The following is a 24,781-nucleotide window of genomic DNA, read 5'->3' as shown; positions in this document are numbered from 1 at the left end:
TCCATCTCCGCTCTATTTAAAATTCATCTGTTCAAACGGCAATTCATATTGCGTCTGTTTGAATCCAATACCCTCCAGGTTCTGGGGAGCAACCACCGTCACACGTCCGTTCGTAATGGGGATGAATACCGCCTCATCATGCACGATTTTCATAATATCGGCGTATAAGGACTTCCGGGATGTCTCATCCGTAGATACCATAACCTCGTCAATCTTCCGATACAGTTCATCTGCTTGAGCTATACCACTCGTTGTGTGCTTGTACGCCGAATCTGATGTAAACGCAGCAATGGTGCTTTGAGGATCATAAGCAAGTCCCCAGGTCTGATTGAACAACAGATCGTATTCTCCAGTCGCTCTTCGATTAGCGATGGAAGTTGATTCTTCGCCCACAAGCTCCAGCCCAATCCCCAATTCTTTTCCTGCATGTTGAATTATCTCGGCTTGAATTTTCTGTGAGGAGGAGTTGCTGTCATAGTATAGTTTCATCGTTAAAGGCTGACCGCTCTTCGTTCTTACAGCTTCTCCTGCCGCTGCTGTCCAGCCTGCTTGATCCAACAGTGCTTTTGCCGTTTCTGGATTATATTCTCGCCGCTTCAGATCAACATTGGCGTAGTTAACGTTGGATGAAAATAGTGTATTCGCTACCGTCTGGGTTCCATTGAAAATATCGTTGCTGATCGTCTCCCGGTCAATGGCATACCACAGCGCTTCCCGAACAGCCGTTTCTTGCACTGGGCTGCCTTGTCTGCTGCTGTTAGCAACGATCATACTTGTATTCATCGCCTCACTTCGGACGACCTGATAATCGCCTGATTGAGCTAACCGTTCCATCGCTTCAACATCGATGCTGTCCGCACCCCGATCATCTGTGAACACAACGTTGATTTCTCCCTTTTGCAGTGCCAAAAATGTGGTTTCTCCTGCCGGAAGCACCTTAGACGTGATTTTCTTAATTTGGGGTGCTCCTGCCCAGTATTCTTCATTGGCTTCAAAGGTAGCGCTCTCTTCAACCTTATGTGCAGTAAGCTTGTATGGCCCTGTGCCATGGTGTCCGCTTACGCCGTCTTTGGTTCCACCGTCAATAAAATCCTTCGGTGAAATGAACACATATGGTCGTGTCATAGACAATTCGACCATTGCTGGATAATAGGCATCTGATAGTGTCAAGACCACGGTGTGCTCATCAATGACTTCCACACTCGTAATTTTGGTGGACAATTTAATCCAGGCATGTTTTTCAGCGTTGGCCTGTACGGCTTCAATGTTCTGTTTCACGGCCTCTGCGTTAAAGGGCTCACCATCATGAAACTTCACCCCTTGGCGCAAATGAAATGTATAGTTCTTCCCATCCGCTGAGATATCCCAAGATTCAGCCAACAATGGCTTAATTCCGTCCGGTGTGTTCTCCACTAGAGACTCGTATACCATCCCTTGGGCAGGCATCGAGCCTGTATATAGGTGAGGGTTCATATCGTTAATATCTTTGGCTGACGCATAGATTAATTCACTTTGGACTTCAAGGTTAGCAGGCTCTGTCGAAGCCTCATTGGGTTGCCCGCAACCAGCAATAAGAACCAGAACAGATACCAGCATCAACATATAAATGAACGGACTACTCTTCTTCACAATATTTCCCCCTGATGATAAAAATAAAAATGTGCGAATCCATATCACAATAGCTTTAGTTGCTTTAATCAGAACTAGATATGGATCCAAAATCAGTTTGATTCATGTGCGCATTCATGCCAGCCGGCATGCTTCGTAACAATACAGCGGACTCTTTGAAAGCAAGGCTATACATCGCGATATATCGCATCCCTGTGGTTTGCAAGTCCTTGGCAGATCATCTCAATGTCCTCAGCAAAGGATTGAATTACAAAGGCATCGGATAAGCGCTGACCACGATGAGCTTGAGCTACTTGCTGAAGCTTCGCCTCATATGTAGCAATAAATTGATCAATCGTCGGACAGCTTACGTCCAAATGTCTTGCGATACCCTGGATAATTTTGATGCGATAATAATCTTCTTTGGGCATCCGTGGAATATCCACATCCCCCTCATGATTTACAAACATTTTCCGAAAGGGCACGGCCGAAAAGTCAAAATAGGTTCCTTCTGAACTTGGCTTAGAAAAAGGATCAATCAATAATGAGGTGTATCGTATGTACAATAAATACTCTTGATGTATGGGTTGCAATTGATTAAAATTCACGATATCGTGGCGGGATAAACTCTCTAATCGTACAGGATAATTGTCATCGGTCATGAATTGCAGCAGGTTGATCCCCTGAATATGGAGTTTGTCTGTAATTTGCATAATCTCTTGCCACTGAGCCCGCAGATCCCGAATCAAATATTGGGTAACTGGGCCTTCTGGATATATTTTGTACACATACGTTTGGATATCCGACTCCCCAAAGATCGCCTCAAGCGAGAAGTCATTCATGAACAGTGCAGGGTGCACATACAAAGATATATTTCTCGTTTCCGCCTCCAGCGGGGTTACCATGACCTCCATGTGAATGCCTATTCGCTCGTACAACCGGCACAGGTTGTGTACATTGTCAGAAGCAGATCGGGTGGAACCGATATAAACCTTCCGCTTCACTCCTGTCGTCATGACATGATTGGACGGTTGCTCGTGCATCCAGCGGGTATCTCCAAGATACGTAGAGAAGCTAATCACTTCCGGAGTCGCATTTCTCTGTTTCATATACTGGCTTACCAGACGATTGGAACCAAAAGTAGGGGATACCAAAATGATACATTTCACTTGTTTAACGAAGTGTTCATTCATTTCCCGCAATACGTCGATATATGCATCTGCTGTGACAGCCAAAATCATCGTATCCCATTCACCCTTAATGGTGTCGTAGCCATGAAACACCTGATCGACGGTGCACTCACCAGCGAGCGGTTGATGCTGTTCATTTTGGATACTTGCTTGGATGCGTTGATCGTTCTGTTCCAGTGCTGCAAATATCGATGCCGATCGCACGGACTCTCTGCCCACAATTCCGATGGAGCAGTTGAGATACGTTTGGAACAGTACGGCAAGCTGAATGGATACAGGCCCTGTTCCGGATATCAGAATTCGCTGAAAACCGTTCATATAAGCCTCCTTATGTTCAAAATAATACCTGCAGATTGGATTCATACTAGCTCCAGCTCTAATGAAGCAAGATCAACCTCTGTTCAGGTTTAATCGTTTTCGTGAAAAGGTGGTTGTAACAACTACGCTTTTTGATATAGGGCAATGTCGAACACATCATTAGGGCGTAATACTGTGTCTGCAAGCTTCCATTTCTGACTGTCCGTTTCCCTCATAGGATAGTTGAATAGGGATTTTAATTGGTCGCCATATCTCATCGCTACAACCACATGATCATTCGTCAGGTCATGCAATTGATCAAGTAGATCATACTTATTCGCTACCGTAGAGCTGAAAATAATATGTGTTGCTTCCCGGGTGTAGTCCAGCTGTTCGAGCAGTATGCGTTCCAGACGAATGTTCAAGCCAGCTCCCAGAATCTCAACAACCTTCTGTCCTAACGTAATCGCCTCTTCGTCGATATCGATTCCCACGACCTCGGCTCCTGTTCGCTTGGCTATATACAAGGGAGTCATCGGAAATGAACCCGAACCTACCAGCAATACCTTGGACTGAGATGTGACGTGGAAGCTGCCAAACTCTTTATCAATGCATTCTTCGATGTTCTTGAAATAATCCGCGATCTGCACGTCACCACGCTGCAATCGTAATGCACGATACTTCTCCATAATGGCTACACAGTAGGCTGATTGCTGCCTTAGTTCCTCCACGAGAGGATGAAGGCTGTCCAGCTCTTGTTCTGCAAGCTGTTCCCAGGCTGCCTTGTTCTCCGGATCTGTCACGAACCTGGAATAGTGATCGATCAGCGCTTCAAGCTCTGAACTATGATGCAGCGTATGATCATACTTGCTTCCCAGCTCATTGAATTTCATCGCGTATTCACGCAAACAGGTCTGAAAATGAACCAATGTGACCATTTCTTATCCCCCTACATCTTGTCATCGACTTACATATGATGTGTCTGTAAAAGTGCGCTTGCTGGGTCATCAATAAATGCTCTGCCTTGTGCCACAATGCCCACAGTCCCTTCAATGGTAATGCTCTCAAGCTCTGCTTCATGCCACTTGGCTACCACCTTAATTGCACCACCAGGCTGCTTGATATACTGAGATATTTCCCGTTGCTGGCTCCATGCAAGGTATGCTCCAAGGGAGGCTGTACCTGAGCCACATCCTCTTTCCCAGATGAGACTATCCAATTGAGGTACATAGATGAGTGGAGCTAGCTCTGCTGACGACGATTTATATAACATAATACCGATCAGCTTATCCCCCATCGTTAGCCCAAGTAAGCGAGCCAAGGCTTGAGCCCTTCTCTTCATCGTCTCATCGAATTCTTCAACTTCAATCACAATATGGATAAATTCTTGGTAGCGCACGATGATGATATCCAGATCCATACCTTCATACTTAATGGATCGTTGCTCAATCTGTTCAGGGATTGGCATAGACACTTGGCAGTCATATCCGCTGGCTTGCCTTTTCACATGACACACAATTAATTGCTCTGTTCCGGAAGCCTCCAGCACAACGTGCATCTGATCATGTTGTTCCAGCTTGGCTTCTGATGCGATGTGTGCAGCGAGCGCCATACAGGCATTGCCACAAAACTCTCCTCCCGCCATCTGTAAATGTGCAGCAGCTCCCTGTTGCATGGATCTCTCAATGAATCCCACCTGTTCAGCGTACACATGTTCATACGACATCAGTTGGGATGCAATGTGTGGGTAGCTCTCGGCTGGATGATTCGTCTGAACCAGTATCGTCATGTTCTGGGTCGGATTAAATTTAATAAACTCGATCTCCTGTTTCATCGCAGCGCTACTCCTATTCTTATCCTTAGAATATAAAGCTGAGCTTATTTTCCTCAATTCGACATTAATCGTAATTATTACGATTAGTGGACGAGAAAAATATAGCATAGCGATACCAGATCGTCAACAAATATTTCCATTTTAGAGAAAAGAGCTCTATCCGTTATACAACAATCCATTTTTCTATTGGCAGCCTATGGCTAAGGTTTACTTCAATCATAAGGATGTAAAAAAGCGGGAATTCTCTTGTCCGAGAATAGGTTCATGTTATAATTCAATCGTTAGTTCAGGTGCGTTGCATCAGACATGATTGGGGGATCTTCCATGGATATATTACAATACGACACAATTGATAGCACCAATATAGAAGCCAAGCGACTGATCCAGAGCGGTAAATCTCCAGGCTTTGCCGTTATGTCCCAGAATCAGACTGCAGGTAAAGGACAATACGGACGGGTGTGGCAGACACCTTCGGGGAATCTGGCACTTACCACCGTTTGGCCGCTATCAGCCAATCCGGCTCTTCGACCAACCATCGCTTTGATGGCAGGGCTTGCGATTCATGATGTCATTGAACCGTATCTTACAGCCAATCAGCGTCTGCAGATCAAATGGCCCAATGACATCCTTATTAACGAAGCTAAACTATCTGGTACGCTCGTTGAAGCTGATCACTCCGCTATTTACATCGGAATCGGCATTAATGTGGCGTATCGACCAGAACATGTGCCTTACTCCACCATATGCTTATCCGAATTCGCGGAGGTTCGCCCTGAGGTACTTGCAGAGCAGCTCGTGCAGAGGCTAGTGGACTATCATCAATCTTGGATTATGGATGGATTCGAGCCATTGATCCCGCTGTATCAGGAACGCATGTTTAACTTTGGAGAAGAGATTCAATTCATGGTTGACCGCAAGATAAGCGAATGGATTGAAGGACAATGCCTAGGCGTCGACAGCCATGGACGTTTGCTCATTGAGCAGGCGGATGGGCAGGTCACTGCGCATGCAAGTGGGGACGTCGTGATTAAGAAATTGGATGGTTCAAGCTAAGGAGTTATATTTCAAAGTTATATTTCAAAGTTATATTTCAAACTTATATTCCGAAGTAATCATAGGGATCACGCGATGCAATGGTCGAGTAACACAAAAAGGCTTTATGGGAACCCTTAGTCCATAAAGCCTTTTGGCATGATCTTTTGCAAAGAAACCGTACAGTAAGCAGGCAGATTCTCTACACCAAAAAGGCGAATTTACCTGCAACGTCTTTCTTTTTAGCATTTATTCTTTGGTAGCTGTTCTTTAAAATCTATCCTTTGTCAGCTATTCTATTGCCATCTGTTTTCTGACATTTCGTGCTATTCCAATCTTCAAGCAATTAGTCAGCCGCTGGCTGTTGTGCCTGTAGGTTCTCAAGAGCCTGTTCCGCAAGGGCTGCCAAGAGATGTGCCCCAAGCGGGAGTGCTCTTTCATCGAGATCGAATGCAGGGTGGTGCCATTCATGGCGTCCGGATGTGCCGAGAAAGAGAAATAAACCTGGAACTTCTTTTTGGTAAAAAGCAAAATCCTCACCAGCCGGAGACGGCAATGGTTTAACGCTTTTCAATCCGATATGCTCAGCCACATGTTCTGCTTCAGCGGCTAACGAGGCATTATTCACCACTGCCGGTGGGCCTTGTATCCAGCGTACTGACGCACGTGTACCATAAGCCGCCGCTACACCTGAGACGACCTGATTGAAGCGTTCCCGAATCCGCGCCCGTACCTTCTCATCAAAAGTACGCACCGTTCCATCCAGAATCGCTTCATCAGGAATGACATTCCATGCAGTTCCACTATGAATTTTAGTTACACTGACTACAGCACTTTCCTGCGCACCAACATTTCGACTTACGATTGCTTGTAGTGCTGTGACGATGTGGGAAGCGACTACGATTGGATCAATGCCCGCTTCAGGAACTGCCGCATGAGTGCCAACACCTTCCACTTTGACGACAAACCCATCTGCTGCCGCCATAAGCGCTCCTTCGCGGATGCCCACTGTACCTACCTGCAGATCCGGTTTGTTATGCAAGCCAAATATGGCACCAACGTTGGTGAGCGCACCACTTTGAATGACTTGTCTTGCACCTGTTGCCTTCTCTTCCGAAGGCTGGAATACAAGCCTCACCTTGCCCTGAAGCTGGGCTTCACGCTGCTTGAGCAGACGTGCAGCCCCGATAAGAATAGCCGTATGCGCATCGTGACCGCAGGCATGGGCTTTGCCATCAACCTGGGATGCGTATTCAAGTTTCGTCTCTTCTTGTAAGGGCAGAGCATCAATGTCCGCACGCAGAGCAACAATCGGGCCATCTCCCTGTCCGATCTCTGCGATCAATCCAGTACGCAGCTTATAATCCGTTGCAACGGTTACGCCCTCTTCTTCCAACCAGCCTCGAATGGCCGCGGTTGTTTCGAATTCCTCTCCGGATAATTCCGGATTACGGTGTAGCTGACGCCGGATTTCAATCAAGCGAGCAGCCAATGCTTCATCCTGTTCTGTAGGAGTTGCTGGCTTGTGATTGAGATGAGGCTCTGACTCCACTTGCTGTAATTCATGCCCTTCACGCTGTTCCGACAGTTTCAGATCACTCATGTCATCGCTCCCTCTCTCCATGATCGTGTACGAATTCTGTAATGATTAGGACGTGTCTGAAAACACACCCTAGCTATATCACGGATTCCGCAACATTTACGGCTTCCACATCTTCAATTAATCCCTGCTCCTCCAGAGCATCTCGCAGCAATTCAAACGAACGGATTCGTTTCGCAAAATCACGCGTAGACGTCGTTACAATCAGCTCATCCACAGCAAATTTTTGCTGAAAATCACGCAGCGCTTTCCCCACAGATTCCTTCGTACCTCGGGTCACGCTTGGTTCTAGCACTTCGGTTCGATAGGATTCATTCGTCTGTTTAGCAAACTCAGCTACCTGCTCCTCTGAAAGTACGGTCAGCGTCTTACCACTTTCCAAAAAAATCTTGATCGGTCTATGCTCTCCGATTAGCTCCTCGGCTTCTTGCTCACTCTCTGCCACAATTAACGACAGCGCAAGTGCCGCATATGGCTCACGACCAGTAGAACGGTCAAATTGCTCACGATAGATTCGCAAGGCTTCTTGAGCCACCTCTTGATTACTGTTGATAAACAGGGAGAACACATAGGGCAATCCAAGCTCTGCTGCCATACCAGCACTGTCCGGGCTTGCCCCGAGTACATACAGCTCGGCTGGAATTTCGGATACAGGTGAAGCTTTCAATCCAGCTAAAGGATGGGACGAATCTTGTTCAGGCTCGTTATGAATAAACTTCCTTACTTGAGCGATCTTCTCTTTAAGCGAGGCTGCCTCTTGGATACCTTGTTGCAGCGCTTGGGTCGAGCGGGGCAGTCCTCCTGGTGCACGCCCAATACCCAGATCAATTCTTCCCTCTCCGAGTGCCGCAAGGATATTGAAATTCTCGGCCACTTTATAAGGGCTGTAATGCTGAAGCATTACACCTCCGGAGCCCAAGCGAATCCGTTTCGTGTGATTAATCAGATGAGCAATGAGTATTTCTGGTGAAGAGCCTGCCACATGCTCTGAATCATGATGCTCTGATACCCAGAAACGATGAAATCCAAGCGCTTCCGCTCGCTGAGCAAGCTCAACCGTATGCCGAAATGCATCCGCTGGCTTTTCCCCTTCATAGATTGGAGTCTGATCCAATATCCCAATACGAATGCCCATGTGAAGTTCCCCCCTAAATTAATCATTCGAGTTCAAACATATGATTCGCAGTACGAATATCCAACATGCTATAGCTGCCGCAGCAGTTCCCCAAAAGGCTCTGCAAACGGAGAATGTTCTTCTTTTAACGTAACGACACTAATCTGCAAGGAGACCCCCGCAACCTCGTGTACCTGAATAGGAAACAGTTGTTGCTCTTCCACTTCCTTCTGCACCGTGAGTGCAGGCAAAAAGGCAATTCCTGCGCCCTGCATAACGAGTTTCTTCGCCGTTTCCGAATGATCTACATGATATGTAATATCCGGTGGGTGTTCCAGTGAGTCAAAAGCTCTGTGAATACGTAGCCAGTCCAGTGATCCGCATTCGAAGAAGACCAACCTCTCGTCTCGAATCGCCTCCATGCTGACATGCCCACGTTCAATAAACGGATGCCCTTTATACACATACAACTGGATCGGATCTTCATAAAAAGCGACTGTCCGAATTGCCGGATGCATGACCTTACGTACAAAAGCGAGATCAATCTCTTGATTCAATAACTTGGCGACCAACTGGTCGGTCGGAGCTGTCGTTAATTTAATGCTGACTTCCGGGTAGGCTTCCTTAATCTTGGGCAGGAAATCCGGTATAACATAATTCGAGACAGAAACAGTGCTCCCAAGGCGCAGCGCATCAGGCGTAGTCCGGCGTTGTTGGATTTTCTGTCTGCCCTTCTGAATCACTTGCAGCACCTGCTGTGCATAAGGGAGAAATTTACGCCCCTCCTCCGTTAGCACAATCTGCTTGCCCAATCGGTCAAACAACTTGCATCCGAGTTCACGTTCAAGCGACTGGATACGTGCGGTCACGGAAGGCTGGGACAAAAAGAGTACTTCGGCAGCCTTATTGAAGCTTCCGTAATGATTAATGTATACAAACGCTTCAATGTTTTCGATATTCATAAGTGCCTCCGTATCCACGTCACTGACGCTTTGCTCCAATCAGTTGACCTTTAAATTTTATTTTATTTTACCGATCTAATTACTTGGTTTTAGGCTATCGTAATACCATCCTTTTCCAGTGTCAATCTTAATTCTTCGAGTGACCGATCCAAACGTGTTGTAATCTCAGCCGATAATACATACTTATCTCCATCCAACCGTTCGATACCTTGATCGACTGCGTACACTCCACCAAGGATATGCCTACCTCCAAGAGCTGTCAGTACAGGCTTCAACGCATAATCAATTGCAAGCAGATGTGCAATGGATCCACCAATCACTAGTGGAAGCGACACTTTGCCTCGAAGTCCTTCTTGAGGAATGAGATCCAGGAACAACTTCAATACGCCTGAGTATGCAGCCTTATAGACTGGAGTAGCCACGATTACTGCGTCTGCCGCTTCAACTACCGCTAGAGCATCCCGAATGAACGTGCTATCAAATCGAGCCTGCACCAAATCTTCGGCAGGTAGGTCTGCTACATGAATAACTTCAACCGTAACTCCTGCCTCGCTTAGCTGGCTTACACTGTAGTCAATTAGCCCCGTCAGACGTGAGCGTTTGGACGGAGAACCTGCAATAATAACGACATGTGACATTAATAATTCCTCCTTATGGATGTTGTTCAAAAAGTCCCACCGACATTTTTGAATGCGCACTTATATAATGCATGTTCAATTCCCGGTAGTCTTTGGTATCAAAAAGATAGAATAACGGTAGTGTCTACGCCGCCCCATTTACTTTGGGATCAAGTCGATCACGGATATCGTCTCCAATCAGATTAACCGCCAGTACAAACAACGTAATAGCTAGCCCCGGGAAAGTACAGATCCACCAAGCCACCGTCAGATAACCTCTTCCTTGGGAGAGTAACGCTCCCCAATCAGGGATTTCCTTCAACACCCCGAGGCCTAAGAAGCTAAGCCCAGATCCGGTCAAAATGGACGTTCCCACCCCAAGCGTTGCCATAACCAACAACGGTGATAAGGAATGCGGAAGCACATGACGCCAGAAAATACGTGTATTGGAACCACCGAGCGAGCGTGTTGCGGTAATAAAGGGAAGTCCTTTGACAGACATAACCTGCCCACGCATAACCCGTGCATAACCCGGAATGGAAGCTACCGCAACCGCCAAAGCAATGTTTAGCAGTCCTGGCCCAAGAGCGGCCGCCACAGACAAAGCAAGCAGCACACCAGGAACAGCCATCAATATATCCACTGCACGCATGATGATTGAATCTACAATACCACCGATATAACCGGATATAATCCCAAGCGCGCTGCCTGCAAGACCGCCTACGAGAACAGAAGCGAAACCAATCAACAACGAATCTCGGCTACCGTACACAACCACGCTAAAAATATCTCTTCCAAAATAATCCGTTCCAAACAGGTGAGCCCAAGAGGGAGCCTGAAGGATGGCATCAGTCAACATCTCCGTTGGCGAATAAGGTGCAATCCAGCCCGGTACAATGGCACAAGCAATCGTAAATACCACAATCAGTAATGCAGCATAGAAGAATGATCGCGAGATGGCGAGCGAGAAGCGTGCCTGCCATGAATGGCGATTCCATAAGCGAATACGTCCTCTACGCCCCAACCATGCTTTTTTGTCACCAACCAATGGTTTCATGCTCATGAAGATTCCTCCTCCCGATTAAGCTCGCACTGCACGTCTTACTCTTGGATCGATGTACGCATATGATATGTCCACGAGCAAGTTCAACACCACATAGATGATCGCTGTAAAAAATACGACACCTTGCACCACCGGCAAGTCTTTAGACATAAGGGCATCTGCAATAATTCGGCCAATTCCTTGTCTGGAGAAGACTGTTTCCACGACAACAGTCCCTGCAAGTAAATCACCAATAAGCATACCGATAACCGTTACAGCTGGGATCAATGCATTTCGTAGTGCATGACCATACATAATGACCCGTTCCGAGAGCCCCTTGGCTCGCAATGCCACGATAAACGGTTCATTGATCACTTCCAGCATACTGTTACGTACCATTCGCACGATAAATCCTGCACCCACTAAACCTAGTGTTGCCGCAGGCAGCACCAGTGAACTGAATCCATCTGAACCCATCGCCGGAAACCAACCAAGCTGCACGGAGAACAAAAGAATGAGCAGAATTCCCGTCCAGAAGGTAGGCATCGAAATCCCGAATAATCCTACAAGGCGAGCAATAAAGTCAATTACTCCATTACGATGAATGGCTGACAGCACACCTAGTGTAATGCCAATCGTGATGGCAATCAGGGAACTAAGCGCCGTCAGTGCCAGTGTTGCAGGGAAATGCTCCAAGATTTTAGGCAGCACCGGGTCAGAATTAATCATTGATTTACCAAAATCCCCACGAAGCATATCGCCAAAATAGTGTGCGAACTGGATGTAAAACGGCTGATCCAGACCTAGCTGAACCCGCAAGTTCTGGATCATCTCTGGTGTAGCAGAGGATGGGTCTAACATCAGCAGGACCGGATCACCCGGCAGAAGATACATGATGCAGTACACCAGCACCGAAGCTCCGAAAATAACGAAAAGTGATGTTGCTAGCCGTGTCAGTACCGTTTGAACCATACCGGGTCGTCTCCTTCCTATCTACGTAAAATGCTGAACATGTTATGGCTGAATGGTGACATCGTTGAACAATGGGTATCCAAGTGCATCGAACTTCACACCTTGAACGGTCTTGGATGCAGCGACAGTATAAGGGAAGACGTAGATTGGCAAAATGACAGCCTGATCAATCAAATATTGCTGAACCTGATGGTAGATTTCCACCCGTTTGTCCGGATCGGTCTCCACCGCGCCTTGCTCCAGCAGCTTGTCAATTTCAGGGTCTGCCAGGCCAGACAGCGTTGGACGCTCTCCTTCTGCACTCGTATGATAGAAGGCGTACAGGGCATTAGGATCAGAATTGACCTGACTATTACCGTATAGATCATAATCCCAGTTCTGATATATGACAGTGGCAATATCTTTTGTAATCTCAACCTCAACAGCAATACCCACCTGTTTCAACTGTTGTTGAATAATAGCCGCGATATCATTGCGTTTTTCCCGGTTAGGAGAGCCATCTACATAACGAAGTGTCAGCTTCTTCCCATCCTTAGCACGAATTCCGTCCGTTCCTTTAACCCATCCCTCTTCATCCAGCAATTGATTCGCCTTGTTGATGTCCGGATTAATGCTGCCTTCTAACGAAGCATCGTAACCCAAAATTCCTGGAGATAGCGCAGACCATGCACGTTCGTAATTGCCTAGATAAAGCGTTTTGACGATGGTCTCCACATCCACGGCAGATTGAACGGCCTGACGAACTTTCACATTATCCCAAGGGGCTTTACGTAGGTTGAAAAAGAGGGTGTAAGGCAGTCCCACGGTATTCGCCTGCAACAGCTGCTGATTCGGATCACCCTTCAGCGCCGCAATATTTTGCGGTGGAACCGTCTCGGCTGCGAGCACCTGACCACTTTGTACACTTCCGATACGCGTGGCTTCTTCAGGTACAATTTTGAAGGTAATTGTATCTAGGTGAGGCGCAGCCTGATTTTCTACGGTCTCAGGTGCCCAGGCATAATCTTTATTTTTGGCAACAACGATATCCGCATTTTCATCCCATTTTACAAACGTGTACGGCCCGGTACCTACCGGGTTTTTCCCCAATTGATCTCCATATTTCTTCGCAGCAGTTGGAGACACAATGCCAAGTAATGCTTGACTTAGGTTGCCAAGGAATGCCTGTGATGGCTGTGCCAAATTAACTTTAATTGTGTATTCATCAATGACCTCAGAGGAGCTATACGGTCTAATGAGGGCTAGAGAATTGGCAGCTTTGGTAGCTGGATCGATAACGCGATCCAAATTATACTTGACCGCTTCTGCATTAAACGGCGTGCCGTCATGGAATTTCACGTCATCCCGTAGCTTGAACGTGTAACTTGTGCCGTCGTCCGATACACTCCACTCTTTGGCTAACCAAGGCTTAATGGAGCCATCTGGTAGTTGAACCACCAGGTTATCATAGATCGTCCGAATTGCACGTACCGTTACCGCTAATCCGCTTCGATGAGGATCAAGCGTGTCTGGAGATGTCGCAAGTGCATACGTCAGATTGCCGCCTTCTGCTGGTGCAGACTGCTTACCACCCGAAGCTTGAGCAGCTCCGTCTGATGTGCTGCCAGCTCCACATCCGGATAATACCAGTATTAGTGCTGCTGCCAAAGCCATATATTTCATCCATCGAATAGACCTGCTCATATCGCTTCCCCCTCTGTGTATACAGGTGTCATTGAATCATTAATCAATATAACCTATAAGATAACTTGGTTTTAATTCGTTAAAAAATGACCTATCGGCATGCCGCGTAATCAAAAGCGAACTTTTTGAACTTCCTCTTCAAATACGGTTCAAAAAGAGCGGTTTTCAGTACCTAGAAGATGGGATGAAGCTAGAAATGGAGTAGCGGAGCGTAGGCAAACCTACGTGAGCAACGGACATTTCGGCTGAATCCCATATTCGACGCTGATGATGCCGCAAGGCATCCTTCGTAATCAAAAGCGAACTTTTTGAACTTCCTTTCAAATACGGTTCAAAAAGAGCGGTTTTCAGTACCGAGAAGATGGGATGAAGATAGAAATGGAGTAGCGGAGCGTAGGCAGAACTACGTGAGCAACGGACATTTCGGCTAAATCCCAGCTTCGACGCTGATGATGCCAGTCAGGCATCCCTCGTAATCAAAAGCGAACTTTTTGAACTACCTAATCAGGCTTGTTGTGGTTCGGCTTGTTGGCGGGCAACAGTGTACCGATTAGCTGGAATCTGCACGCCCAGATTGCCTCGTAATGTATCATGCTCATATTCCGTACGATAGAGACCACGCTCTTGCAGGATTGGGACAACAAGTTCTACGAAATCAGACAGTCCGCTTGGTAGCTCAGAAGCGATAATGAAACCATCTGCCGCTTCGGCTTCGAACCATTCTTGAACTTTGTCTGCTACCTGTTCAGGTGTTCCAATAAACTTGCTCTTAGGTGTTGCTGCTCGCAATGCTACTTCGCGCAAGGTAAGCCCTTGCTCTTTGGCATTCTGCTTAATTTTATCTGTGCCGCTACGGAAACTGTTGCTTCCAATGCCATGCAGCTCAGGGAATGGTTCGTCGAGTGGATATTGGGAGAAGTCATGATGCTCGAAGAAACGACCTAAGTAATCAAGTGCTTTCTCAATTGTCACTAGATTTGCAATTTCCTCATATTTACGCTCCGCTTCTTCCTCAGTACGTCCCACAATAGGATTAATTCCCGGAAGGATCACGATATCTTCTGGTTTGCGACCATAGGAAGCAGCGCGAGTTTTGACATCCTTATAGAATGCTTGAGCCTCTTCGATCGTATCATGCCCAGTGAAGACTGCATCCGCCTCTTGTGCCGCTAGTGTCTTACCATCCTCGGAAGAACCTGCTTGGAAAATGACCGGTTGACCTTGACGTGAACGGGCAATATTGAGTGGACCTTGAACGGAGAAGAACTCGCCCTCATGATTGAGCGTATGCAGCTTGGATGAGTCGAAGAATACGCCACTTTCTTTATCCCTTACAAATGCATCATCTTCCCATGAATCCCACAGCCCTTTAGTCACCTGCAAATATTCTGTAGCAATCCGGTAACGCTCGGGATGGGTTGGATGATTGCTTTTACTATAGTTTTTGGCGGAGCCTTCCAGCGGAGAAGTTACAACATTCCAACCAGCACGGCCATCACTGATGAGATCCAGAGAACCGAACTGTCTAGCAACCGTGAAAGGATCACTATATGAAGTCGATAGGGTTCCAACCAGACCAATTTTGGACGTGATTGCAGCCAGCGCAGACAGAATGCTAATTGGTTCAAATCGATTTAGAAAATGGGGAATGGATTTCTCTGTAATGTACAGACCGTCTGCTATGAATACCAGATCGAACTTGCCTTCTTCTGCTTTTAACGTTTGGCGTTTATAAAAATCAAAGCTCACACTTGCATCCGCCTGTACATCTGGATGTCTCCAAGTGGTCATGCTACCTCCAACCCCGTGTACAATCGCTCCAAATTTCAAACTACGTTTTGCCGTCATATCCGCTTCCGCCTCTCTCTGAGTAAATGATGGGATAACCACTTATATTCGTTAACCTAGAAGTTATTGATAATGACCCACGTTCGCAGAGCAACCATCCCAAACGCTGTTCTCTCAGGCTTTCCGACTATTCAACAATTTGAGAAAACAATAAAAGTTAACTATTCCTATGAGTTTGGTTTGTTTTAATTTCACAAATCTTATCACTGCCCTGCTAATGGGTCAACTATGTTTCTTATAGAACTTTTCTATATGTGCATTGGATAATCCAAAGGAACACTTTACCTTAGTCATGTATAGGTCAAAATTAACTCTCCCGACTACCCTATGCCGTGATAACAGCCCATCGCAGCCGGGAAAGTTTGCTTTTACAAAAAGATCTATTACGATCCAACTTAAAGTGCGTGTTCAAAAAGGTCGGTTTTCAGTACCGAGAAAAGGGGACTTTTTGAACAACCTCTTAAACGGCTGCCGCTTCGTCCTGGCGTTCAAGAAGCTCTACCAGTTTTTCCAAATCCGCCTCTAGCAAGGCTTCATACTTGCCGTCTTTGCCTACCTCAATCACAGGTACATGACGGATACCATACTTGGCTTCCAATACATCTCTCAATACGTCGTTGCCTTGTACTTCAATGTTCTCAAAAGGCTGGTTTCGCTCGGTCAAAAATGCCTTGACCTCCCCGCAAAAATGACAACCTGTTTTGCTCCAGAGCACTACTTTTTTGGATGAAGAAGACATCGACATACCTCCTGATTGGATTCAAGATTATGATCAGGGGTTACTATCCCAGACCATTAATTCCTATCTGTTAAATAAGAATTATGGCTATAAATGTACTCCCGTGCCTATCAGGCGTCAATCCATCTGCTAATAGAATAAACCTATAACCGGATAGAAAGATTAAATTTAAAAATTTAATTTGGGGCTCAATTAAAAAAGAAAGGCTACTCTTATCCGCTTATATAAGGCGGCTTCACAGGCTTCTGGGGAAATAGGACATGTTGCACTCCTAGAGGAATATTTCTCGCAAGCTTGCATGCATTGAACCATCTGTTGCGCGTTATGCACATACAAAACAAAACAATCATCAGCAACGGCTAACCCGTCACTACGAATTAGTCTGGTCATACAAAAAAGCCCCTTCCCATCTATGATAGCTGTCTTCATCAGAAGCAGTCACCGCAGATGGGAAGAGGTCTTGAATGGCACATTGGTTATTTTTCGCATGGATGGGGGGCTGAAGCGTTCCCTTCCCACACCGTATGTAATCATTGAATGTGGAATGAAGGCGGCGTAATTCGATCGTCGTGCCACAACACTTCATTCCACATCAAGCGAACCCTAAGCCTCACGAACGCTGCTCCAATCATTACAAATCTTCGTTCAAGAGCTGCGGTGGGGCAATAATAGGCCAGCTTTCTTCGATCAAGCGTAATTGCTCTACAGGCATGTGCACAACATGCGCAGAATGTACGCCCCAGCGCTCGGATACATAAGTCGTTACAAACCTTCTGCGTTTGCCCCCGCTAATCTGGTAACAGATCTCCGGTGCATCTGCTGCTGCAACAATCGTTCCTTCCGGCCAAACCTTTTGTGAGCCCTCCATGGATGAGCCCTGCACCTGATGAAATTCCAGCGGCCATGCCTTTACTTCGCTCGTTGATTCCACTGCCTCTCCCACAGGAATGCTGAGCAGTTCAGGTTTGGCAATCTGAACGGGTGAAATACCGCGTGGTACAGGGATATTTAATTTGCGACGCTGTCCACCAACCAAGGTGTAGACCTCTCCTTTTGCATCCGATATGAACGAGCCCTCTGGATAGAACTCACTGCTGCGTCTGAATGATAATGTAAGATCTGCGCTTCCCTGAGTGGATATGCGTTGTCTTGGATCTACCTGTTGCTTGTTCACCGAGACGGTGGAAGGCATTCCACGAAGTGCAAGTTGGTTTGTTTCTGTAACAAGCGCATGAGGATCTCCCCATTTTTTCGAAAAAAACTGCTCGTTCCCTTCGTTGACCACCACGTAATTCTGCTCACCTAACGCCTTCATGCTCACACTTCCGAAATGATGGATGAAAGCATCCCCAGCTACCGCAAGCTCATATCCAGCCAGCTTCACACGGATGATCCAATCATCATCCTCGAAGTTGCCGACAGCATAGCCTTCGTCCAGATAACCGACACGCTCCCATAACTCCCGTGTGAACAACCAGCAGAACCCAACCAGTCGATCCGTTAACCGATGCTTCTTCGCATCCGGACGATTATGCTTGCTCGCAAATGACCACATATCCGCCACTTCACGATAAGGAACCTCGATCTGCTGATCACCGCCGATGTAGTTCGTTACTGGCCCAACCACACCGATCTTCGGATCACTATCCAGACATGCCATCATGTTGTCGAGCCAGCCTGGTGTGACTAGGGTATCATTGTTCAGAACGACGATATGTCTACCTCGCGCCATCATCAAGCCATAGTTTACCCCGCCTGCAAATCCACGGTTCACGTCCAACGCAGCCACTCTGACCACACCGCCAGTGCGAAGCAAGGCTTGTGCTGTACCATCTTTGGAGGCATTGTCCACAACGATAATCTCGTAGGGGGCTGGTGTATGTTTTTCAATGCTCGCAATACATTTCAGCACATAATCGCGTTGATTGTAAGTGGGGATAATGATACTTACCCCTTCAAAAACAAGACCGAACGAGCTCTGTCCCTGCGCTACTCCTTGATCGTACCCTCTGCGATAACCCTGCTTATATAACTTTGCACCTTTGGCTGCCCGTCGTCCAGTTCGTCTGCGCTTAGACTTTTGCCCTACACGTTTGTTTACCGAGTGTAAAGTAACACGTTCCGATTCAAGACTGCGTGTAGCTGCGGTCATTCTAACAGCACGTTTCCCTGAACCACCAGATGTATGACTACTGCTCCTCATGCTTCCCCCTCCATTTCTCTTCAATGAGAGCCGAGCGCAGATGATATAGCTCTGCCCTCGGCATTCATTAGAGATGAAGCTCTCCTGTAACCAGTTTGTCAGCTAAATGTCCAAAATCCAACGCAACCCTGCCAAGTTCGCCTGCAATTCGGCGACATATGATCACGGCCGGAATTCCGGCAGCAACGAGTGCAATGTCAAAAGCCGTCTCTGCTGTCTGCTGCATCACCCTTGGAATATCTGAATATCCTTCCACAGAACCGATAACCCCCACAACATGAATGCCATGAGATTGAAACAGTACCCCCAGTTCATGAGCCTTGCTGCCGATTAACAATACCCGCCGCCCATGTAGAACAGGCAGCAATAGACCTGACTGATGCAATCCGTAATTGATGGTGGAGCTAGTCAGCTTCAGACGTGACCAATCGATTCCAAAGTGCCGTAAGACAGGAAAAAGCAACCCTTGGAATGTGGGTGCCCGTGAGATCGGAACCCCGACACAATCTGCACCTTGAATGGCTTCGGCGAGCGTAGCCCGAATCTCAGGTGTAGAACGTGGCACCCCTGCATAAGGCAGAAACGGTGCGAGTTCCTGCACCTCCTCCGCGGGCAGCACCGTATCGGCTGCCAAGGCCAACAGTTCGCCATCGCCTAGGCGAACGACGGAAAGGGGGCGCTGGGCATCCAATGCGCCCACAAGCTGTTCAGCCACCTCATGGGGGCTGGACAGCCTTGCCAGGCTGGGCGCGTATTGGCGGAATCCCGCCGCGATCAGATCTGCCGCCGCAACGGCGGGCAGAATATGATCCGGCGGGATGTGCTGCGCCACCAGCGCCTCCCCGCCCGCGAACACGCCGTCGCGGTAGCCCTCGGCATAGCCGCCGGGCACAGCCGCCGCCTGCACTGCGTGCTGCGCTGGCGGCAAGCCCTGTGCGCTGCCCACACCTGGGGCAGCGCCTTCCCGCCCCGCCGCGGCGACACCCTGCGGGAGTGTCGCTTGCGGGGCGGCGCCAGCACCGCTGGCAGGCAACGCCCTTGGCGTGCTGGCCTGCGGTGCTGGCGGAAGCGCACGGCGCGAAGCCGTGCGCTGGGTGCTGCGGGCGGCGATCGCTCGCCCGCCGGGCGCTGCTCCGGGCTTGCGCCCGGCGCTTGCCCGTGAGCCATGGCGCAAGCGTGCTGCAGCCCGCGCGCCTGAGGGCTTGCGCGCAGCCCGTCTGCGACCTGGCAGCGCAACGCTTGTGCCCCGCATTTTGGACGGGGCACCTGAACGAGCACTCGCGCCAGCCTTACTCTTGGGCTTACTTGCGGCTCTGCTCCTTACCGAGACTTCTCCACTCGCACGCTGTTCGCGAGGTTCACCATGGTGAAGAGAAGCGCCTGCTTGCGCATGAAACAGCGTCTCCGCTGCTCGGTTGACTGTCGTTCGCCCTGAAGCGCTGCTCATACCCACATGTGGCCGATTAGAATTGCTATTTCCTGTGCCTTTCCAATGTCCTTGACCCTGAAATGCTGCCGGATGGGTACCCCTGGACTTGCCGGTTACCCAGGCTTCAGCGGGCCTGTTGCGTTTGGCTACTTTCACGGCATTTCCTCCCCTGATCTTCGTTAGGAGTGCCACTGCTCCTCAGCATCGGCGCAGTCATCTGCTCTTCCATAGGGCACCGCACAGCAGCATATAAAAATCATTTTTACGGCAGTTGGCCTTTCATTCGAACGGACGCTTCCTGTAGGGATTCAAACGTACCGGCATCGCTCCAATATTTTTGCAAAATATCGTACTCCAGCCCACCTGCCGCTGCATAATGATTATTTACATCAGTGATTTCAAGCTCTCCACGGGCAGAAGGTGCAATGCTACCGATGAGGTTGAACACATGATCATCATACATATAAATTCCGGTTACACAGTAGGATGTCTTTGGATGACTCGGTTTTTCTTCAATATGCGTAATACGTTCTGGATGCTGGGGATCAAATTCCGGTACTCCATACCGTCTGGCGTCATCCACTCCCTTTAACAACACACGAGCTGTTCCTTCAGGTTGCTGTACATAGCGATCAACATAAGGTTTCAGATCATCACTGAACAAGTTGTCACCCAACAGCACAACAAATCGTTCTCCCGGAAGGATAAAAGACCTTGCCAAATCCAAAGCTTCTGCAATGCCGCCTGCTTTCTCCTGGATCCGATAAGTCAAACGAACACCCAGCTCTGCCCCGCCACCCAAGAAATCGGTATATAGACCGGCCGACTGTTTGCCCATCACGATCAAAATATCTTCAATCCCCGCCTGACGGAGCCTGTCGATTCCATATACAATCATCGGATGTTTACCGACTGGAAGCAGATGCTTGTTGATCAGCCGCGTCAGAGGGTACAGTCTTGTTCCTGTTCCGCCAGCAAGAATAACACCTTTCATTTCACGTTGCCTCCTTCATCGGATGTCTCAATATATTCAAGAGGATCGACCTGCCATTTGTTGATGAAAATAGAGCGATTACGCTCCAGTAACTGTTTCCATGTATCCGGATCCGTCTTCAGAAAACTTGCACTACCTTGATGATGAACGAGAACATCGCCGCATACCCGTAAACGAAAGCCCTTTACCCGGGCGCGATAACAATAATCATCATCCTCATAATGTCCCGGCGAATACGCCTCGTCAAGCAAGCCAATGGAATCGAGTACGCGTCTCCGAATAAGCATACATAACCCAACGATCCGTTTAACCTCTATCCATTTCTCAGGGTCGCTTACATTGTTCTCTCTCGCCAGCTCCTGAAAATGCTCCATGCTGTGAAAATCCACCTTAACCTGTTGAATACCGCTGGCGTAATTGGTGACAGGTCCGGTAATTCCAACCTGCTCATCACTATAGAGCGTAGTTCGTAAATTTTCGAGCCAGCAAGAGGTCACCGTAACGTCATTATTCAAAAGGAGAAGCTCATCCCCAATAGCTACACGTAGCCCTGCATTGCAGGCAGCAGGGAATCCACGGTTTTCAGGCAACCGGACAAATCTTAGACGTTCCTTGGCGCAATAAGCGGCCGTACCATCTGTAGAACCGTTATCCACAACGACAATCTCGTAAGGGGTATGGGCACCTGTATATTGACGGATCGACGCAATGCAGGATTGCAATAGATCTAATCCGTTATAGGTTGGAATGATGATACTCGTACAAGTCATCAGGTGTTCCTCCTGTAAGCCACTTCACTGCGGGATAACGTGGATTCCAGCACCTCTTTACCTACTACATTCAGCCATTCGGCAATCGCTTCAAGATGATCTCCAATAATGAGTTTAGCAACTGAATTGCCGCTACCTACATTGGTGGAACGAAGACGATTGGAACGAATGACGTCCACCTGGCTAGGTGCCGTTACTCTTAAACCATGTTGAATTGCCAGAGCTTGCGCTTTAGGCGGAACAACGAGAGACTCCGGATTCACTGCCTGAATCATACGCCGAGATAACGCATGGGGCACAGCCGTAAGAGAATTCGATTGAAGATCTGCTCTACCCAATGTCCGATTGAGATATGCCTTCATACGAGTAACCTCATCTTGGCGTGCGAATGCAGGCAATAAGGAGGAGAGATTGTTGAGTGCCACATCATCTCCGCGATCAACTGCATATAGAAAAGGCGCCAATTGCTCAGCAGGAATGATCATATCTCCATCCACAAACAGCACGGTTTCTGCTGTCGTTACCTTAGCACCTATGGCACGACCAACATCATGACCTGCACGATTTGGCTCATAGACAAGGGTCACTCTTGAATGGGCAAGCACCTGCTCCAGACTTTGGTCGGTTGTTCCGTTCAATACAACAACGATTTCTGTCAGAGGAAGCCGTTTGAGTTGTACGATCACTTGTGCCAACGTGCCCTCTTCGTTACAGGCACTGACTACAGCCGCCGCAGTACGATGAAGATGCACAGGCACAATATTCAGTGACCGTCCAGCCGAACGGGAATACCCCTGCATAAATGCCTTCCCTGCCTGCATAACATCCTCATAATGATCCAACCGCTCGGATAAAGCAGGCCAGCATTCGCGCCAAGCAAGATGTGCCTGTTGCTCCATGGAATCCATATTCCCCGAGCCATGCCGCCCCGCTTGTTCACCGCATTGCCATGACTGCTGGAACACCGCTCGATTCGTTTCCTGCTTCGTGGTTTGTTTCTTCAACAATTGCCCTCGCCTTGCTCGCATACCTCTTTTTAGTGTTCGCTGATGGCGAACGCCAACGACACGGGCTTTCATGTTGTCACCTCCAGCATATTGCATCATTCAACCTACAAACTTCCGAACACCATAACTTTAGAGCACGGATATTTTCCAAGCTGCCGTCCATCAAAGGATAAAGATGAACACACCTCATGCTCTATCGCGCGGTGCCTGGAAGCCGTTTGTGAATGCTTGCAAAATGCTCACCTCGCCAGGCTACGTACCCGCTCCAGATCGGAATGTCCGCCACGGGAACCAAGTGTATCCGTTATCCATTTGATCGCCGTTAGATGATCAGTCAAGATCACTTGGCTTAATAGATCGGCGCTTCTTCGTTTGCGTAACCGGACTGCGTTCATTCTACCTACAGGCACATGGTGCACTGCACGTACCTGCAATCCACCGACCACTGCTTTGGCCTGTGCCAGTGGAGGAATCTCCAAACATCCAGCACCTATAACCTCAAGAGCCTTACGACTTATCGCATGTGGAATGGCTGTCATCGAGGCTCCCTGCAGATCCGGTCTCGTTAACATACTATTCAGCACATGTTTGGCTTCCACCACCGGATGTATAGGGTTTCGTGTAATTGGACCGTTATAGTCGTTCAGAGCGACGTCTGTTCCATCCATAATCGCTTGCACATAAGGTGCTAGCTGATCTGGAGAGATCGGAATGTCTGCATCTGTGAATAATAATACGTTGCCACGAGCCACCATCGCACCTGCTCGCCGACCACCGTCATGACCCAGAGCCTCTGTATAACTGATTACACGAGCACCTGCCGCTCTTGCAGCTCTAGCCGTACCATCTGTTGAGCCGTTGACCACTACAATGACTTCCGAATTCCGGCATATACGCCGAGCGAAACGAACCACCTTGCCTATCGTTTTCTCTTCGTTCATTGCCGGAATAATGACCGAAAGCAATGGGCTGTGCTCTGATCGCTCCATAGCTGGAATGACATACCTATAGGTCTTTGTACCTTTTCTACGTATCGATTTCAATCGTTGCCTCTGCTGCTGTGTCCTACTTCGTTTGGAGCTTGGTTTGGCACCAGTCCGAGCTATACTACGGCGGTTTTGCAACCATATCACCTCCCAGTGAAAATCATCAGCATGCAAGGGAGTACACGTTATTCTATGTATTCGTGGAGAAGTGGAAACGGCGTTTGTCCTTGATTGACGGGCACTTCTCCCAGCAAAATCCGCTTTCACTCCGTCTCTTCCAGACAAATTCCGTCAAATTATCGGTAAAAGGTTGCTTATCCCCTACTTTAGACATAATTTTGGGCAAAAACTAAAAATTCTTCTTTTCCAAACTTTTACATTGTGATACTATACGTTCAAGCCTTCAACTTACAAAAAAATCCTTATACAGAACAAAAGTTCCTAATCGAACTTTTCACGTCTGTTAATTAACCTTAGGACAATTCTTAAGTACGTTTCAATTCATTGCTTACATCACTTGAGAGGAGGGATGCCGTTCACGATATACAACCCACTTCCGGTTACGCGAACCTGGTACGAACACCCCGGCTGCGTAAGACTTCTTCTGCTTCGTAAGTAGACAACACCCCCTGGCATCCGAAAGAGGAAAGGCAATAGACGATATTGCGCAAGCGACCGGATCGGAAACAGTGACCTTGCTAATCTGGCATGAGACAAGCTGTCCGAACGATTGACTTATAACCGTCTGTGTAACATTCCACGCTTCAGGATTAGCCCCACGCTCCGCGCTGCCCACGTCGCAGTCGGAACTCCACCCAAGAATGGCATGATATGATTCCCCCAAAAAATTGAAT

Annotated in this window: 22 protein-coding genes; 2 read left to right on the top strand and 20 right to left on the bottom strand. The window is 48.0% G+C overall.

Annotation, left to right across the window (positions count from 1 at the left end; all coding sequences use genetic code 11):
- Positions 1–12 precede the first annotated feature (12 nt).
- From cntA to M3636_RS23010, 4 genes are all read right to left on the bottom strand, one after another.
- A complete protein-coding gene (cntA, locus tag M3636_RS23025) occupies positions 13–1,602 on the bottom strand; it encodes a staphylopine-dependent metal ABC transporter substrate-binding lipoprotein (protein ID WP_128104586.1) in 1,590 nt (529 codons plus the stop codon).
- Positions 1,603–1,796: 194 nt separating this feature from the next.
- Positions 1,797–3,116: an opine metallophore biosynthesis dehydrogenase gene (locus M3636_RS23020; protein WP_251384164.1), complete on the bottom strand. Its 1,320-nt coding sequence runs from the start codon at positions 3,114–3,116 to the stop codon at positions 1,797–1,799.
- 122 nt (positions 3,117–3,238) lie between these two features.
- Positions 3,239–4,033, bottom strand: coding sequence for an SAM-dependent methyltransferase (locus M3636_RS23015; protein ID WP_483311540.1), 795 nt, complete (start codon positions 4,031–4,033; stop codon positions 3,239–3,241).
- 29 nt (positions 4,034–4,062) lie between these two features.
- Positions 4,063–4,929, bottom strand: coding sequence for a histidine racemase CntK family protein (locus tag M3636_RS23010; RefSeq protein WP_251384163.1), 867 nt, complete (start codon positions 4,927–4,929; stop codon positions 4,063–4,065).
- 324 nt (positions 4,930–5,253) lie between these two features.
- Here M3636_RS23010 and M3636_RS23005 point away from each other — a divergent pair, with 324 nt between their 5' ends.
- Positions 5,254–5,982, top strand: coding sequence for a biotin--[acetyl-CoA-carboxylase] ligase (locus M3636_RS23005; RefSeq protein WP_251384162.1), 729 nt, complete (start codon positions 5,254–5,256; stop codon positions 5,980–5,982).
- Positions 5,983–6,307: 325 nt separating this feature from the next.
- Here the strand turns inward: M3636_RS23005 and M3636_RS23000 are convergent, their stop codons facing one another.
- From M3636_RS23000 to M3636_RS22950, 11 genes are all read right to left on the bottom strand, one after another.
- Complete coding sequence (locus M3636_RS23000; protein WP_251384161.1) at positions 6,308–7,564, bottom strand: amidohydrolase; 1,257 nt, start codon at positions 7,562–7,564, stop codon at positions 6,308–6,310.
- A 73-nt stretch (positions 7,565–7,637) separates the two neighbouring features.
- Entirely contained in the window at positions 7,638–8,696 is a 1,059-nt protein-coding gene (locus M3636_RS22995; RefSeq protein WP_251384160.1) for an LLM class flavin-dependent oxidoreductase, read from the bottom strand.
- Positions 8,697–8,764: 68 nt separating this feature from the next.
- Positions 8,765–9,637 carry a LysR family transcriptional regulator gene (locus tag M3636_RS22990; RefSeq protein WP_128103389.1) on the bottom strand — a complete coding sequence of 291 codons (873 nt, stop codon included), beginning with the start codon at positions 9,635–9,637 and terminating at the stop codon, positions 8,765–8,767.
- A gap of 89 nt (positions 9,638–9,726) precedes the next feature.
- Complete coding sequence (ssuE, locus tag M3636_RS22985; RefSeq protein ID WP_251384159.1) at positions 9,727–10,275, bottom strand: NADPH-dependent FMN reductase; 549 nt, start codon at positions 10,273–10,275, stop codon at positions 9,727–9,729.
- Between the two features lie 124 nt (positions 10,276–10,399).
- Complete coding sequence (locus M3636_RS22980) at positions 10,400–11,317, bottom strand: ABC transporter permease (protein ID WP_128103391.1); 918 nt, start codon at positions 11,315–11,317, stop codon at positions 10,400–10,402.
- Positions 11,318–11,335: 18 nt separating this feature from the next.
- The gene (locus M3636_RS22975; protein WP_128103392.1) at positions 11,336–12,268 is read right to left on the bottom strand and encodes an ABC transporter permease; all 933 of its coding nucleotides are present in this window, start codon (positions 12,266–12,268) and stop codon (positions 11,336–11,338) included.
- A gap of 42 nt (positions 12,269–12,310) precedes the next feature.
- Positions 12,311–13,951: an ABC transporter substrate-binding protein gene (locus M3636_RS22970; protein ID WP_128103393.1), complete on the bottom strand. Its 1,641-nt coding sequence runs from the start codon at positions 13,949–13,951 to the stop codon at positions 12,311–12,313.
- A gap of 504 nt (positions 13,952–14,455) precedes the next feature.
- Positions 14,456–15,799, bottom strand: a complete 1,344-nt coding sequence (locus M3636_RS22965; protein ID WP_128103394.1) for an LLM class flavin-dependent oxidoreductase — start codon at positions 15,797–15,799, stop codon at positions 14,456–14,458.
- 460 nt (positions 15,800–16,259) lie between these two features.
- Complete coding sequence (locus M3636_RS22960) at positions 16,260–16,538, bottom strand: glutaredoxin family protein (RefSeq protein WP_128103395.1); 279 nt, start codon at positions 16,536–16,538, stop codon at positions 16,260–16,262.
- A 631-nt stretch (positions 16,539–17,169) separates the two neighbouring features.
- Positions 17,170–18,741, bottom strand: a complete 1,572-nt coding sequence (locus M3636_RS22955) for a glycosyltransferase family 2 protein (protein WP_251384158.1) — start codon at positions 18,739–18,741, stop codon at positions 17,170–17,172.
- A 67-nt stretch (positions 18,742–18,808) separates the two neighbouring features.
- A complete protein-coding gene (locus tag M3636_RS22950; protein ID WP_251384157.1) occupies positions 18,809–19,633 on the bottom strand; it encodes a GT-D fold domain-containing protein in 825 nt (274 codons plus the stop codon).
- 247 nt (positions 19,634–19,880) lie between these two features.
- On the opposite strand from M3636_RS22950, the gene M3636_RS22945 reads away from it, so the two are divergent.
- A complete protein-coding gene (locus M3636_RS22945) occupies positions 19,881–20,111 on the top strand; it encodes a hypothetical protein (protein WP_251384156.1) in 231 nt (76 codons plus the stop codon).
- A 321-nt stretch (positions 20,112–20,432) separates the two neighbouring features.
- On the opposite strand, the gene M3636_RS22940 is transcribed toward M3636_RS22945, so the two are convergent.
- The 5 genes from M3636_RS22940 to M3636_RS22920 form a co-directional block, all read right to left on the bottom strand.
- Positions 20,433–21,164: a sugar phosphate nucleotidyltransferase gene (locus M3636_RS22940; protein WP_128103397.1), complete on the bottom strand. Its 732-nt coding sequence runs from the start codon at positions 21,162–21,164 to the stop codon at positions 20,433–20,435.
- Complete coding sequence (locus M3636_RS22935; protein WP_251384155.1) at positions 21,161–21,934, bottom strand: glycosyltransferase family 2 protein; 774 nt, start codon at positions 21,932–21,934, stop codon at positions 21,161–21,163. The genes M3636_RS22940 and M3636_RS22935 overlap by 4 nt, the downstream gene beginning before the upstream one ends.
- Positions 21,934–23,013, bottom strand: a complete 1,080-nt coding sequence (locus M3636_RS22930) for a glycosyltransferase (protein WP_251384154.1) — start codon at positions 23,011–23,013, stop codon at positions 21,934–21,936. Before M3636_RS22930 ends, M3636_RS22935 begins: the two co-directional genes overlap by 1 nt.
- 167 nt (positions 23,014–23,180) lie before the next feature.
- Positions 23,181–24,065 carry a glycosyltransferase family 2 protein gene (locus M3636_RS22925; protein ID WP_251384153.1) on the bottom strand — a complete coding sequence of 295 codons (885 nt, stop codon included), beginning with the start codon at positions 24,063–24,065 and terminating at the stop codon, positions 23,181–23,183.
- Positions 24,066–24,435: 370 nt separating this feature from the next.
- Positions 24,436–24,723, bottom strand: a complete 288-nt coding sequence (locus M3636_RS22920) for a hypothetical protein (protein ID WP_251384152.1) — start codon at positions 24,721–24,723, stop codon at positions 24,436–24,438.
- Between the last annotated feature and the right edge of the window lie 58 nt (positions 24,724–24,781).

Source organism: Paenibacillus sp. MER 99-2, assembly GCF_023714095.1.
Classification (GTDB): domain Bacteria; phylum Bacillota; class Bacilli; order Paenibacillales; family Paenibacillaceae; genus Paenibacillus.
The sequence above is the reverse complement of the archived record's forward strand: the minus strand, read 5'-3'. Positions and strand labels throughout refer to the sequence as shown.